Genomic DNA, 15,218 nt, shown 5'->3' on the forward strand with positions numbered 1-15,218 from the left:
AACTTGTTCACCGCGACCGTTACACTCATTGCGCACCCTAATCACGCGCAAGGAGCGTTATGAATCGACGAGTGTTCGGCCAGATGATGGCGGCGGCAGCGGTGGGCGGCGCTCTGGCTCGCTCGGGAGCGCAGAATGCTCAGGCTGTTGAGCCAAGATTTTCCTGCGAGATCGCTCTGCTCAAGTTGCCTTCGTTCGATCGGTGTATTGAGGTTGTCGCGGCGGCGGGTTATCAGGGGGTGGAGTTGATCAGCTACTTCCAGCAGTGGAGTCCTGAGGAACAGCGACGGCTGATGGCGAAGATGCGTTCTCTCGGCGTCATGATCGACATGCTGAGCGGGTTGCAGGCTAGTTTCGCCATACCCGATCAGACGGAAGAGTTTGTGTCGCGCGTGGCGAAACATTGCACGGTGGCGAAGGGGCTCGAGTGTCCGCAGATCAATATCAAGTCTGGTAAGAGGCTTGACAACGTATCGCCACAGGCTCAGGTCACCGCCGCTGTCGAGAACCTAAAGCGGGCGGGAGATGTGGCGGCGGAGAACGGGATCAACATCGTGATCGAGCCGATCGACCTGATCGAGAATCCTACGATCTTCCTGTCGTCGGTGAAGGATGGCTTCGATATCGTGCGTGCGGTGAATCACCCGAACGTCAAGGTGTTGTACGACTTCTATCATGAGCAGCGCGTGGGCGGGAACCTCATCGAGAAGCTTGAGAAGAACATCGACTGGGTTGGGTTAGTCCACATTGCAGATGTTCCCGGACGGCATGAGGCGGGCACGGGGGAGATCAACTATGCCAATATCTACCGGGTGCTGGGCAAGTTGAACTACAAGCGTTTTATTGCGATGGAGTATGAGCCGACCTTCGATGCCGTTGCTTCGCTGCGTAAATCAAAGGTTGAGGCGCTGCGGGGGATGGCTGAGGGGCGAAAGGTAGTTGGATAGGTCCTGTCTCGAAGCGTCATTGGCATGACTCCGGACTTAGCCGGAGTCATGCCAATGTTGTTGGGAAGTAGTTGTTAGAACTTCACGGTGAATGTGCCGGTGATGGCTCGTGGAGCTCCGGGCTGCAGGGTGTTGTTGGCGATCGAGGTTGGATCGCTGGCAACGAAGCCGTTGGTTCCGATCGTTCCCCAGTACTTGGTGCTGGCGAAGTTATAGACGTTGAGTTGGAGCTTCAGCTGGTCGAAAGGCCCGATCTCGTCGACGTGGTAGCTGGTCCCGAAGTTACCGAGGAAGCGGCCATCGACGCTGTTATCGTCCGTGTAGGTGAAGTAACGTTTGCTCATGAAATCCGAGCCGATGTGGGCGTCGAAGCCCTTCTTCGTGTAGCTCAGTTCGTTCTTGTAGAGGAACTTGGGAGCGTCGACGACAGTCTTGCCGCCCGTGGGGATCACGGTCGTTGCGCTGGCGTTGTAGTCGGAGTCGTAGGTGGAGTTGCTGTACGTGAGGGCGTTGTAGAAGGTCCAGCCGTTATGGAGGCGCGCCGTGATGGCACCGTCGACACCGTTCGTTGTGACGCCACCTACGTTCGAGAGGATGGAGGCGTTACCAGCGATGCCGGGCCCCTGTTGGATGGCGAGCAGGCGGTTGTAGAAGTTGACGTGGAAGTAGCTGGCCTGTGCCTGGATGTGGTTATCGGTGTGACGGAAACCACCCTCTTCACTCCACGAGCTTTCGGACTTGAGGTTGCTCGTGAGGGCGTTGAAGCCTGCCTGGGTTGTTCCCCAGGGTGAGGTGCCGAAGCCTTTGCCGCCGGCCTGGAAGGCGCGAACGTTTTCTGCGACGTCCGCGAAGACTTCGTTGTTGCCGCGCATTTTGAAGTTGACACCAACCTGCGGGAGGAACGGCTTGCCCGAGGTCAGCTTGCCCTGTGCGTAGTTTGCGGCGCTATCTGTCGGTGCGAGATTGACTCCGACGTTATAGCCGACGAGTGTTCCGGTCGTGTAGGTCTCGCTCGTCTTGAAGCCGGCGGCAACGGTGATGGACGGGGTGATGTGGAACGAGTCTTGCAAATGAACCTGGAAGAGATTGGTGGGGAAGTTATAGGCCCACTGTGTCCAGAAGGGGAAGACGGGCGTGTCATAGATGGAACGGCCCGGGCCCTGGGGGGTGGTGCCGTAGTAGCGGCGGGCGAGGTCGAAGCTTTCTTTCTCGAACCAGAAGCCGCCTTCGAGTGTGTTGCGGCCGGTGTCATAGGTAAGAGCGGAGAGGATACCGCCGCGTGCGATGCGGTACTCGGAGGTGCGCTCGGAGATCGGGGATACGGGGTTGAGGAAGGTGTCAACGGTGGGGACATAAGGCGTGTACCAGAGGCCGGCACCGTTGTTGTGGTGACCGTAGACGGTGGTCTTCGAGGTGAGGTGGCTGGTGATGGCGGTGTTGTATTTTACATAGCCGATGAAGTCCTTGCGGAGGCCGCCGGCGGCGTAGTAGCCAACATCTTCAGGATCGTTCGAGAGGTCGCCGAAGCCGCTCTGGATCTGAGGGATGCTTCCCGGGAAGACAGTTGGTATGCCTGCGAAGACGTGGCCGCCGCCGCCCTGCGCGTTGTATGCGTTGGCTGCCTGCAGAGAGGTGTTCCAGTCGCCGAAGTTATCTGTCTTGTAGCCGAACTGCTTGACCCAGAGCTTGTTCTCGTCCTGGTAGTCGACTTCCTGGCGGTTGGAGTAATCAGCATAAACAGTCAGCACACCTTTGCTTCCGACGAACTGCTGGAGCTTGGTGTTGAACTGGAAGTAGCTCTGACGGATAGGTCCTTCGCCGCGCCACTTATTCGAGGTCTGGTAGACGCCGTCGATGAAGAGCTTGGTGTGGGTGGAGAGAAGACCGCTATCGTAGCGGGCAAAGGTTCGCGAGCCGTTGAAGCTGCCGAAGGATTGCTGCGCCGTGAAGCCACGCTTGTCATTCGGGTCGGTAGAGAAGAACTGGACGGCGCCGCCGAGGTTGCTGGTGGAGGCGGTGTCGAGTGAGCCGGTGCCTTGCGAGAGTGCGGCTTTGCCGAGGTTCTCGTCGATGAGGGCGCGGCTGATGTGGAGACCGTTGAGGTTGCCGTAGGACATGTCGCCGAGCGGTACGTCGTCGAGGGTGAAGCCGAGCTGGTTCTGGTTGAAGCCACGGATCGAGATGCGGACGGCCCACTCGTACGCGCCGTATGGATCGGCCGAGGTGATGCTGACGCTGGGCAGGTGGCCGAGGATAGCGATGGGGCTTGTGCCCGGGGTCGATTCGAGCAGCAGCTTCTGGTCGATGGACTGCACGTCGCGGGTCTCGCCGGTCGCGGTGACGGTGACTTCTTCGGACGACGTCACCTTGGCTGGCGTCTGCGGAGTGGCCGGGGTGTTTGACGATGTCTGGGGGCTTTGCGGCGCCTGTGATGTCGCGACCTGTTCCTGTGCCCCAGCGCCTGCTCCAGCGGCACAGAGCAGCGCTGCGAGGATTGCTACGGACTTTGCTCTCTTTTGTTTCACGGTTCCTCCAAGTGATTCTGTTGCGTTGCCGTCCCACGGAACTTATGGATTTCGCCGCATATCTCGAAGCGAGAGAGGCTCTCAACACGCACGACCGTGCGCTTCCGATCTCACTGTGGGTTGTGTGGCCTGAGTGTTATCGAAGGTGAGCTACTGACTTATGGCCGCGAGGCGAACGAATCCTTTTCCTATGGGATTGGGGTGAGACTACAGAAGATCGTCAGAGGGAACGTCGCAGCTAGTTGAAGATCGCGTTAAATGCTCTGCAGGTATCGAGGACGGCATTCAAATTGATGTCACGAAACATGGTGACGGCAAACTGTTGCGCGACAAAGCGTCTCCGCGCTTCGTTGATCGGGGGAATCTGCCTGGCGCGGGATAAGGGTAAGTCGTGTCCTATTTCGATGCTGTGAGCAGGTGGGCTGCTGAACCGCGGAGGTCAAGGCCGTCGGTGCGTCCAGCAAAGTAGCGCTCGGAGATGGCTGGGGTGTCGAGGTCTTCGATGTGGGTGAAGGTGCTTAGTTCGGCGCTGATCTCTTCGGGAGTGAAGAACAGCTGGAAGGGCTCTCCGGCCTGGGCTACGCGGGAGGCGAGCGAATCGTGGGCTAGCTGTTCGAGGTACGGAAGGGATGTGCGTGGAAGGGCGTAGTCGAAGGTGACGCCGCTCGATGGGGGCATGGACGCGATGAGGCTCACTGTTGAGCGAAAGGCTTCGAGCGTGAGATAGGGGACGACACCCAGCCAGGCGAAGAAGCAGGGGCGCTCGAAGTTGAAGGTTGCGGCTTCGAGGCGGCCGGTGAGGTTCTGGTGCTCGAAGTCGACCGGGACGAATCGCATGGACGACGGGGCTTCGATGCTGCTGGATGCAAGCATCTCTTTCTTCCAGGCCTGGGTGGAGGGATGGTCTACCTCGAAGACTTGCAGGCCCGCGTGTGGGTTGCGGTAGGCGAAGGTGTCCAGGCCTGCGCCGAGGAGGCAGTATTGGCGTACGCCGACTGCGTATGCGGAGGCGAGCTGCTCTTCTGCGTAGCGGCTGCGGGCTACGAGGAAGGCCCGCAGAGCGGCGGAGAAGGGTCTGCGGACCTTGTCGGGCGTGCGGCGAAGATCCTCGGCATATGTGGAGCCGAGGATTCTTACGGCGAGCGGGTCCTCGAAGACGAGGGGTGAGTCAACTAACTGATGTGCGGCGCGGCGCAGGGCTACACGTACCGCCGTGCGAGAGGGAAGTGCCTCGTCCATCTCGTCAGTTTAGTTGCTTAGAAGAGCAGCTTGAGGCCTAGCTGGATCTGGCGCGAGGTTGCGGCTGAGGTGACTACGCCGGCGGTGGGGGAAGCGACTGCGAGGGCGTTCTGGGCGGAGGATGCGCCCTGGGTTGGACCGGACGAGTAGATCACGGCGTTGGGGGTAAGGAGGCTGGTGTGGTTGAGGACGTTGAAGAACTCGGCGCGGAACTGGAGGCGGAGACGCTCGGAGATCTGGGTGGCTTTGAGGAGCGAGAGGTCCCAGTCGGCGAAGCCGGGGCCGGTGAGCGTGTCGCGGCCGAGGTTGCCGACGGTGCCGTAGGCGGGAGCGAGGAAGGCGGCGGGATTGAAGAACTGCGTGGCTCGCGAGGATGTCGATCCGCCGTTGATGATGGTGCCGTGGAAGTTGGGGTTGATGTTCGGACGGATGGGGTTGCGAGTGTCGCCGGAGCCGGTGGGGTTGTAGCCAAGCTGCGGGGTGAAGGGGAAGCCGGTCTGCAGGTTGGCGATGGTGCTGAGCGACCAGCCGGAGATGGTCTTGTCGATGATAGGGCCGTTGCTGCCGAAGAACTTCTTGTTATGGCCAACGGGGAGTTCGTAGGAGCCATTGATCGCCAGGATGTGGCGTACGTCCGTGGCGGCGGGGCCGTAGTCGAGGCGTGGGAGGGTAGGGACGGAGACAAAGGCCGGGGTGTTGGCCGAGACGCTGGTGTTCCAGGCGGAGCCGTTGTCCAGGTTCTTCGAGTACGTATAGTTCGCGCGGAACTGGAAGCCGTTGGCGAAGGAGCGGCGGAGGTCGACTTCGAGGCCGTTGTAGAGGCTCATGCCCTGCGAAAACCATGATGTCGTATTGGCGACGAGTGGGTTGGCCTTGGTGGTGGTCGGGTAGTAGAGGGTTCCGGAGGTGAGGGCGGCGGGGCAGGCGGGGTCGGGGCAGATAACGAAAGCGGGCTCGTTCTGATCGCCGGAGAGGATCTGGTGGTAGCCGTGTGATCCGATGTAGGCGACGGTAAGGGAGGTGTTGGGGGCGATCTGCTGCTCGATCTTGAGGGTGTACGAGATGACGGTGGGGGTCTTGAGGTCGGGCTGGACGTTCGAGGGGGAGATGAGGCCAGCTGAGCCGCCTGTGGGGTTGGCTACCGGCACGCCGCTGTAGGAGAGGGTGGTGTTGAAGGGGGCGGCCTGATCGAGGCGGTAGTCGAGGTTATCGAGCAGGGAGCGGTGCATGCCGAAGCCGGCGCGAATCGCGGTCTTGCCGGAGGCGAAGGGGCTGTAGGAGAGGCCGAGGCGGGGTTCGGGGAGGAATTTGGCGCGGTTGTCGGTGAGAGCGCTGCTGCCGACGGTTGGGTTGGTGTTGATGATGCCATTGGTGAAGCCGTAGACCGCGGCGCGGCCCTGAGTTTCGTTGAAGCCGTTGGTGGATTCGAAGCGGAGGCCTCCGCGCAGTTCTACCTTCGAGCCGAATTTGACGGTGTCCTCGATGTAGCCCGCGCCCATGTAGGAGCGCCAGCCCAGGGCCGTGGGATCAGGAACGACGGTGAAGGTCTTGATGGTGCCTTGCAAGAAGGTCGTGAGGGAGGCGAAGGAGGCCTGACCGTACTGATTCTGGGCCAGGTTGTCGTTCGACTGGAGGCGCTGGAGCCAGCCGCCGGCTTCGATCTGGTGGCGTCCCCAGGTGTAGAAGATGTGGTCGTCGAAGGTGAAGAGGTTGCGGGTGGTGCCGTTGTTGGAGCCGACGTTGCCGCCCGCGCCGGTGATCTGCGACGAGCCGTTCGAGGCGGTGCTTCCGGCGATGACGATGGCTCCTACGGGGGCTCCTGGGATGAAGCCGGGGACGCCGGTAACGGGGGTGCTGCCGAGGAAGTAGAAGTTTGCGCGGGAGAAGCCGGCGCGGGCGGTGTTGAGGAGGCGCGGGGAGAAGACGTGCTGTTCCTGGATGCTAAGGACCTGCTCGCGGAGGGTCTCGTCGATGAGCGAGAGGGGGTTCTGGGTGGGGGTGTGGGCGACGGAGTCGTCGATGGTGTAGACGGCGAAGAGGAGGTCGCTGGGGGTGAGGTTGGCGTCAAAACGGGTGGTGCCGAAGTCTTCGCGGATGTGCTGGGTGGGGCTCGAGAAGGCCTTGGCGATACCGGTGGAGAAGCCGGTTGTCGGGTCGAGGAGCTCGGGGCCGTTGGCTACCGGCCAGAGGTTCAGCAGGGGCGCGACACCGTTGGCGACGCCTATGCTTTGCAGGACGCCCTTGGAGTTCGGGAGCAAGCCCTGGCGGGCGTTGGCGTCGGGGACGAGGGTGACGTCGGTGATGCCGAGGTTCTGGCGGTAGGACTCGTAGTTGGCGAAGAGGAAGAGCTTGTCCTTGCGGATGGGGCCGCCGAGGGAGCCGCCGAAGTTATTGCGCTGGAAGTTGGGGATGCGGGCCTGGTCGAAGTAGTTGCGGGCGTCGAAGAAGGAGTTACGCAGGAACTCGTAGGCGGAACCGTGAAATTGATTTGTGCCGCCCGCGGTTACGATCGAGATCTGCGCTCCCTGGCGCTTGCCGTAGGTGGAGGAGTAGGTGTCGGAGACGACGTTGAACTCGCGGACGGCGTCGACACCGAGAAGCTGGCCGCTGGTGCCTCCGGGGGTGACGTTGATGAGAGAGGCTCCGGTGTACTCGACGCCGTTGAGCAGGTAGAGATTGTCCTGGGGGCGGCGGCCGGAGATGGAGAACATGTTGCCCACGGAAGAGTTCGAGGTGCCGACTGAGCCGGAGCGTTGGGCGGTGTAGTTCACCGTGGCTGGGTTGAGCGTCATGAGCTGGTCGTAAGAGCGGCCGTTGAGGGGAAGCTCCTTGATCTGGCGCTCGTCGACGAGTCCGGAGGTCTGCTGGGTAGAGGTGTTGACGACCGGGGCTGAGTCAATGATCGTTACCGTCTCGGCGGTGCTGTTGATGCCGAGGGAGAGATCGACCTGCGTGCTCTGGCCTACGGTGAGCCCGACGCCGGTGCGGCGCTGCTCGGCGAAGCCATCATGCTTCGCCGTGATGGAGTAGACGCCGACGGGGATGGATGGGGCGGAGTAGCGGCCGTCGGCGCCCGTGATGAGCCTGCGCTCGTTGCCGGTTTCGTCGTTGTGGACGAGTACGCTGGCCCCGGCGACGGCGGCTCCGGTGGAGTCGGTGACGGCTCCGGAGATCGTTCCGCCTACGACCTGGGCGTCGGCCGAGAGCGCGAGGAAGATGGCGAAGAGGGCCGCCAGGATCTTGTAGAAGACGCCGATGGGCTTGCCGGGCGCCGGGAAGCGAGTTCGGATGGCCGTGGTTGAGGGGCGGGAGTTGATTCCAGGTTGCAGAAGGGCGGTACGCATCACAGTGTCTCCGGAGTTGTTCAGGGAAGGCTCACGCACGGCCTTTGCGGCGCGTTACGGGTCTGTCTTGGGAAATGGGTTGAAGCGGGGACTGGGGCTCTACGAACGACAACAGCGAGCGCGCAGCGGGGAGCTGCCAGCCGGGATGAAGTCTTGTGGTGCGATTGCAGGGGGGCGGGTCAACGCGGCACCCCGTGGTTGTAGCTCCAGTAGACGAGGCCGAGGGTGATGAGGGCGATAAAGATCTCGCCGAGGATTCCGACTACGAGTGGACGCCATCCCTGGCCGACGAGGTCGCGGAGGTTGGTGCGGAGGCCGACACCGGCGAAGGCGGGGAGGAACGACCACTTCGAGAGATTCGACAGGCTCGAGAGCTGACCGGCGGAGAAGAAGCCGGAGGTGGCGAGGACAGAGATGGCGAGGAAGCCGAGGATGAACTTGGGGAACTTCTCCCAGAGGAAGCGGCCCTTGTGTTCGACGACGGCTGCCTGTCCGCGCGACGACCAGTAGACGGCGTAGGCGAGGACGACAAAGCCGATGAAGGCGGAACGGGCGGTCTTGGCGAGCACGGCGAAGCGTCCGGCGGTCTCGGAGTAGAGGGCTCCGGTCACCGTCGCTTCGGCGGTGTTGTCGACGGCGAGGCCGGTCCACATGCCGTAGGCCTGGTCGCCCATGTGCAGGGCGTGGCCGATGGCGGGGAAGGTAAAGAGGGCGATGGCGCCAAGGGTGAGGATGGCGGCGATGGCGGTCGAGGTGTCTTCCTCGTCGGGCTCAATGGCTCCCTGCGCGGCCATGATAGCGGTGACGCCGCAGATGCTGGAGCCGATGGCGAGGAGACTGGTGAGCTTGGGAGGCAGCTTGAAGATGCGTCCGAGCAGGTGCATCACCGAGAGGGACAGGACGAGTTCGACGGCGACCAGCATCAGCGAGAGGCCGCCGATGTGGAGAACGTCCTGCATGAGGAACTTCGCTCCGACAAGGACGATGCCGAGCTTCAGCCACAATTCGTAGGTGGCGACGCCGGGACGGAACCAGCGGCTGAGGCCGATGGTGTTCGAGATGGCGAGGCCGATGAGGATGGCCCAGAGAACGTATTCGATGTGGGGGGCGGGGAAATGATGCTTGACTCGAAGATACGTGCAGAGGGCTTCGAGTGCCTTGCCGAGGAGACCAATTCCGAAGAGGAGAACCATTCCCGGGAGAACGCCGAGGAGACGGCGGACTGGGGAGGCCGGGGTCTCAGAGGGGGTGGTGCTCGGCAGGGGAACGGTGGTGGTGGTCATCGGAGTCAAAGGGGGTCTACGGCGAGGGGATGAGGCTAGAAGCTGATATGCGGAATGATGTTGAGGCGGATCAGCGCAGCCAGCGTGAGGGCGATGGTGATGGCGAGGAGGTCGACGTTGAACTTCTTGGCCTTGGCCGTGGTGTGTGTCTTGACGTCCGAAAATTGAATCGACATCGTTGCTCCCGGTTCCTGCGTGCTTGAGATTCGATGTTGCGAGCAAAGGAAAAAGCCCACATATCGCGCTTGTGCGCTGATACGTGGGCTCCTGAAGGTCTTCGGCTCTAGATTTTGCTAGTTTGCCTGAATCAGGGATTGATGCTCGTACGCCACGCAGCAGCAGCTATTGCCCGTACAACAAGGGCAACAGGTACAGGCGTGCATGTGGAGCGATCCCATGAACTGAGAGTAGAGGGAATGGGGTCAAGCGTCAAGTCTAAGGCTTCCTCTATCAACGGAAGCGTCGCCCGAAGAACGAAACCCTCGGCTTAAAGAGGAAACCCACGCAGCGCGGTGGGGGCTGATGCGTGGGTATTCCGGTAAAGCAACGAAGTGGGTGGACTTCGTTAAGGCCGGCTCAACCATAAGGGAGCCTTGCCCTAAAGAAGAATCTACGCTCCCCCCGGATGCAAGTCAACCCCTCGAACGGGGAATGACGGGCAGTTTTGTGGAAAGAGTCTTTCCCGGTTTGGAAGACATGGAAAGATCGACCGGGCCGGGAGAGATTCTGCTAAAGCCTACAAATCAAAAGCTCTCTTTCGTAGATCATCTCGGCGGGGAGGTGGTCGTGTAGAGCGAGAAAGAGTTCCTCGTGGCCCATGACCTCCTGTTTCCACTGAGCGCGATCGACCTTTTGCAGTGAGTCGAAGGTTTCGCGAGGGAAGCTCAGGCCCACCCAATGGAGATCGTCGAAGCCCGGAACCCAACCAATTGCCGTCTCCTTGCCCTGGGCGCGACCACGGACGCGGTCGATGATCCATTTGAGGACACGCATATTTTCCGAGTAACCGGGCCAGAGGAACTCGCCCTCGGGACCCTTGCGGAACCAGTTGACGTGGAAGACACGCGGTGTGACGTTGAGGTCTCGCTGCATCCTGAGCCAGTGCCGAAAGTAGTCGCCCATGTGGTAGCCGCAGAAGGGAAGCATGGCCATGGGGTCGCGACGGACCTTGCCGAGTGCTCCTCCGGCTGCTGCCGTGGTCTCAGAGCCCATGGTCGCGCCGGCGTAGACGCCGCTCGCCCAGTTGAAGGCCTGGTAGACGAGGGGCATCGTGGTGGGGCGGCGACCGCCGAAGATGAACGCCGAGATAGGCACACCCTCGGGCGATTCCCAATCGGCGTCGATGGTGGGGCATTGGCTTGCGGGGGCGGTAAAGCGGCCGTTTGGATGTGCGGCTGGCAGGCCGGTGGCTTTGCCGATGGCTGGGGTCCAGCGATTGCCGCGCCAGTCGGTGCATTCGGCGGGCGGCTGGTCGGTCATGCCCTCCCACCAGACACCGCCTTCGGGGGTGAGGGCTACATTGGTGAAGATCGTATTTTTCGCGAGCGTCGCCATGGCGTTGGGGTTGGTCTTCGCGGAGGTTCCGGGGGCGACGCCGAAGAAGCCGGCCTCGGGGTTGATGGCGCGAAGTTGACCGGTGGCGTCGGGCTTGATCCAGGCGATGTCGTCTCCCACGGTCCAGACCTTCCAGCCTTCGAACCCTGCCGGGGGAATGAGCATGGCGAAGTTGGTCTTGCCGCAGGCGGACGGGAAGGCGGCGGCGACATAGGTCTTCTCGTGTGTCGGGGATTCGACGCCGACGATGAGCATGTGCTCGGCCATCCAGCCCTCGTCGCGGGCGATGTTTGAGGCGATGCGGAGGGCGAAGCACTTCTTGCCGAGAAGCGCGTTGCCGCCGTAGCCGGAGCCGAAGCTCCAGATCTCACGTGTCTCGGGGAAGTGGACGATGTATTTCTCGTCGTTGCATGGCCAGGGGACGTCCTTGTCGCCTGGGCCCAGGGGTGCTCCGACCGAGTGCAGGCATGGGACGACTCGTTTGACGTCTTTGTCGATCTCGGCGAAGACGGGCTTGCCGATGCGCGCCATGATGCGCATGTTGACGACGGCGTAGGCGGAGTCGGTGAGCTGAACGCCGATCTGCGACATGGGAGAGCCGATGGGACCCATGGAGAAGGGCAGGACATACATCGTTCGGCCGCGCATCGAGCCGCGGAAGATCTGTTTGAGCTTGCGGCGCATGACGAAGGGGTCTTCCCAGTTGTTCGTTGGGCCGGCGTTGTCCTTCGATAGCGAGCAGATGAACGTGCGGTCTTCGACGCGGGCGACGTCGTTGGGGGCGGAGCGGGCGTAGAAGCAGCCGGGCCAGAGTTCCTCATTGAGACGGGTGAAGGTGCCTGCGTCGACGAGCTCCTGGCAGAGCCACTGGTTCTCGGCGTCCGACCCGTCGATCCAGTGGATGCGGGCTGGCTGGCAGAGATCGGCCATCTTTTCGACCCAGCGGATGAGGTGCTTGTTGGTCGTGAGGGGGGTTACGCCGGCATGAATCGCTGCGGTCCGGTCCAATCGTTCTGTCTTGATCACCAGGGAAGCCCACCTTTTTGTGTGCTTCAATCTTTCGCCTCCCCGGGAGGACTGTCAATCGGAGGAAATTCACGGAGACTTCGGTGGTGGCGTCCGATAAGATGTTGGGGAGGAAACTCCCCTAAACTCATGTGCAGACTCTCCCACGCCTTCATGGTCCTCGTGGTGCTTTCGGTTTCCCTTATTGCGCACGCGCAACCTGAGAAGAAGCTGAAGATCGAGCTTGTCGGCGATTCGACCCAGACGGATGTCGTGGGCTACGGGCGCGGCTTCTGTGCCAACCTTACCTCCGAGGTTGAGTGCCTCAACGAGGCCGCGCGGGGTTCCAGTTCCAAGAGCTATCGGGAGCAGGGCCTGTGGGACAAGGCGCTGGCGCTTCATCCCGACTACATGCTGATCCAGTTCGGGCATAGCGACCTGGAGGCGAAGGAGCATCCTGAACGGCAGGTGTCCGTCGCCCAGTACGAGGAGAATCTGCGAACCTTCGTCGACCAGGCGCGGGCGGCCAGGATCGTTCCGGTGCTCGTGACGCCGCTTTCCTTGCGGCTATATGGGACGGACGGCAAGGTCCACTCGGATCTTGGGACGTACGCGGTTGTTGTGGCGAAGGTCGCGCTGGAGAAGCATGTGCCGCTCGTCGATCTGCATGCGCAGAGCATCGCCTATCTCGATAACCTCACCGAAGTGAAGGCGGATGGGCTGGGGCTTACGAAGAAAGATACTGACGGCAAGACGGTTTCCGACCGGACGCACTTGAACTGGCAGGGATCGTTCACCTTCGGGCGCATGGTTGCCGTGGGGATGGCGCAGGCGGTGGCGAATCTGTCGCAGTATGTTCGGCCGATGCCTGCCGAGCTTCCGGCGGAGGGTGTGCGGGCGATGAAGTTCTTTGAGGGGGCGCCGATCACGATTGTGCTGGTGGGGGACTCGACCGTGGCTACCGAAGGTGGGTGGGGACCGGGGTTCTGCGCCGTGATGACGCCGCAGGTGACCTGCATCGACGACGCGCTCAATGGGCGATCTTCGAAGAGCTTTATTGATGAAGGTGCGTGGAAGAAGGCGCTTGGCGACCATGGCGACTACTACCTGATCCAGTTCGGCCACAACGACCAGCCAGGCAAGGGGCCTGAGCGCGAGACGGATCCTGAGACGACCTTTCCGGCAAACCTGCGGCGCTATGTCGCGGATGTTCGGGCGACGGGGGCGGTCCCGGTGCTTGTGACCAGCCTCTCGCGGAGGAACTACAAGAACGGCATGCTTGTGCAGGACCTGAAGGCCTACGCCGCTGCTACTCGATTGGTGGCGCAGGAGGACGGCGTGGCGTTGGTCGACCTTAATGCGCTTTCGACGCAGGTTCTTGTGAAGATGACGCAGGAGCAGGCGGATGGCTTCGATGCGGCGACGCACACGGATGCACAGGCCGAGGCAGCCGCATCGGGGAACAAGGCTCCGCTCGACCGGACGCATCTGAATCCAGGGGCACAGAGGTTCTTTGGGCGGATGGTGGCGGGCGACCTGGTTCGCAGCCTGCCGGAACTTGGGCCGGATGTGGTGGGAGCAGCCACACCCGGCCATTAGGCTCAGGCGATGGCGGCTCCGACGAGAGCCTGGGCCTCGCCCTGGATCTTCTTGAGGTGATCCTCGCCGAGGAAGCTTTCGGCGTAGATCTTGTAGACATCCTCGGTGCCGCTTGGACGGGCGGCGAACCAGCCGTTTTCGGTCGTGACCTTGAGGCCGCCGATGGGGGCGTGGTTGCCGGGAGCTTCGGTGAGGATGGACGTAATGGGCTCTCCGGCTAGCTCCTTTGCTGTCACCTGGGCGGGAGAGAGCTTGCCCAGCTTGGCTTTCTGGTCTTTCGTGGCGGCGGCGTCGATGCGCTGGTAGACGGGGGCGCCGTACTTCGCGGTGAGGTCGGCGTAGTGGAGGCCGGGATCCTTGCCGGTGCGCGCGGTCATCTCGGCGGCGAGGAGGCCGGGGATGAGGCCGTCTTTGTCGGTCGTCCAGACCTGACCGTTGCGGCGGAGGAAGGTCGCTCCGGCAGACTCCTCGCCGACGAAGCCGAGGGTTCCGTCGATGAGGCCGTCGACGAACCACTTGAAGCCGACGGGGACTTCGAGCATGGGACGTCCGAGGCCTTTGGCGACGCGGTCGATCATGCTGGAGCTGACGAGGGTCTTGCCGATGCCGACCTCGGGGCTCCACTGGGGACGGTTGGTGAAGAGGTACTGGATGCAGACGGCAAGGTAGTGGTTGGGGTTGAGGAGGCCGGAGGTGCTGGTGACGATGCCGTGGCGGTCGTGGTCGGTGTCGGCGGCGAAGGCTACGTCGTACTTTTCCTTGTTCGCGATCATCGAGGCCATGGCGAAGGGGCTGGAGCAGTCCATGCGGACCTTGCCGTCCCAGTCGCAGGTCATGAAGCGGAAGGTGGCGTCGACGTTGGGGTTCAGGACTTCGAGGCCGAGGCCATAGCGCTCGACAATGCGTGGCCAGTAAAAGACGCCGGCTCCGCCAAGGGGGTCGACGGCGAGCTTGAGGGTCGAGCCTTTGAGGACGTCGAAGTCGATGACGCTCTTGAGGTCCTCGACGTAGGCGGTGGTGTAGTCGTGCTTGTGGGTTGAGCTGGCGGAGAGGGCTTTGGAGTAGGGGATTCGCTTGACGCCCTCGAGGTTCGCGGCGATGAGCTCGTTGGCGCGGTTCTCGATCCACTTGGTGGCGGTGGTGTCGGCCGGGCCGCCGCTTGGGGGGTTGTATTTGAAGCCGCCGTCCTCGGGTGGGTTGTGGGATGGGGTGATGACGATGCCGTCGGCGAAGTTGAACTTGCGGCCGCGGTTGTAGGTGAGGATGGCGTGCGAGAGGGCGGGGGTGGGCGTATAGGCGAGTTCGGGGTCGATCATGGTGTCGACGCCGTTGGCGGCGAGGACTTCGAGGGCAGTGGCGAAGGCGGGCTCGGAGAGGGCGTGAGTGTCCTGGGCGAGGAAGAGGGGGCCGGTGGTGCCGTCTTCCTTTCGGAATTCACAGATCGCCTGGGTGATGGCGGCGATGTGGGTCTCGTTGAAGGAGGTGGCGAAGGAGCTTCCGCGATGGCCGCTGGTGCCGAAGGCTACTTTCTGGGCGGGGATGGAGACATCCGGTTTCAAAGAGTAGTACGCCGTGATCAGGCGGGAGATGTTGACCAGCGTGGAGGGGAGCGGCTGCTTGCCTGGAGTGTTCTTTGCTGCGCCTTCTGCTGCCATATCGTAAGTCTCCGTCTTTCTTTGCGGGCTGTCGATCGGTTGCCCTCTGCACTATAAATGGCTCCGA

General features: G+C 62.2%; 9 protein-coding genes. 2 read left to right on the forward strand and 7 right to left on the reverse strand.

What is annotated here, in order from left to right:
* The first annotated feature begins 59 nt into the window (after positions 1–59).
* A complete protein-coding gene (locus GRAN_RS20140) occupies positions 60–947 on the forward strand; it encodes a hydroxypyruvate isomerase family protein (protein WP_128914811.1) in 888 nt (295 codons plus the stop codon).
* Between the two features lie 74 nt (positions 948–1,021).
* On the opposite strand, the gene GRAN_RS20145 is transcribed toward GRAN_RS20140, so the two are convergent.
* The 6 genes from GRAN_RS20145 to GRAN_RS20165 all read right to left on the reverse strand — a co-directional run bounded on the left by GRAN_RS20145 (position 1,022) and on the right by GRAN_RS20165 (position 11,882).
* The gene (locus tag GRAN_RS20145) at positions 1,022–3,472 is read right to left on the reverse strand and encodes a TonB-dependent receptor (RefSeq protein WP_241655037.1); all 2,451 of its coding nucleotides are present in this window, start codon (positions 3,470–3,472) and stop codon (positions 1,022–1,024) included.
* Between the two features lie 396 nt (positions 3,473–3,868).
* Entirely contained in the window at positions 3,869–4,711 is an 843-nt protein-coding gene (locus GRAN_RS20150; protein WP_128914812.1) for a class I SAM-dependent methyltransferase, read from the reverse strand.
* Between the two features lie 17 nt (positions 4,712–4,728).
* On the reverse strand, positions 4,729–8,055 hold the full coding sequence (locus GRAN_RS20155; protein ID WP_128914813.1) for a TonB-dependent receptor: 3,327 nt from the start codon (positions 8,053–8,055) through the stop codon (positions 4,729–4,731).
* A gap of 179 nt (positions 8,056–8,234) precedes the next feature.
* A complete protein-coding gene (locus GRAN_RS20160) occupies positions 8,235–9,338 on the reverse strand; it encodes a YeiH family protein (RefSeq protein ID WP_128914814.1) in 1,104 nt (367 codons plus the stop codon).
* Between the two features lie 35 nt (positions 9,339–9,373).
* Entirely contained in the window at positions 9,374–9,514 is a 141-nt protein-coding gene (locus GRAN_RS25605) for a hypothetical protein (protein WP_161571073.1), read from the reverse strand.
* Between the two features lie 553 nt (positions 9,515–10,067).
* On the reverse strand, positions 10,068–11,882 hold the full coding sequence (locus tag GRAN_RS20165) for a phosphoenolpyruvate carboxykinase (GTP) (protein ID WP_277751245.1): 1,815 nt from the start codon (positions 11,880–11,882) through the stop codon (positions 10,068–10,070).
* 165 nt (positions 11,883–12,047) lie between these two features.
* On the opposite strand from GRAN_RS20165, the gene GRAN_RS20170 reads away from it, so the two are divergent.
* Positions 12,048–13,496 carry a GDSL-type esterase/lipase family protein gene (locus GRAN_RS20170; RefSeq protein ID WP_128914815.1) on the forward strand — a complete coding sequence of 483 codons (1,449 nt, stop codon included), beginning with the start codon at positions 12,048–12,050 and terminating at the stop codon, positions 13,494–13,496.
* A gap of 2 nt (positions 13,497–13,498) precedes the next feature.
* On the opposite strand, the gene pgm is transcribed toward GRAN_RS20170, so the two are convergent.
* The gene (gene pgm, locus GRAN_RS20175; RefSeq protein WP_128914816.1) at positions 13,499–15,151 is read right to left on the reverse strand and encodes a phosphoglucomutase (alpha-D-glucose-1,6-bisphosphate-dependent); all 1,653 of its coding nucleotides are present in this window, start codon (positions 15,149–15,151) and stop codon (positions 13,499–13,501) included.
* Positions 15,152–15,218: the final 67 nt, after the last annotated feature.

This window comes from Granulicella sibirica (assembly GCF_004115155.1).
In the GTDB taxonomy this organism is placed as follows: domain Bacteria; phylum Acidobacteriota; class Terriglobia; order Terriglobales; family Acidobacteriaceae; genus Edaphobacter; species Edaphobacter sibiricus.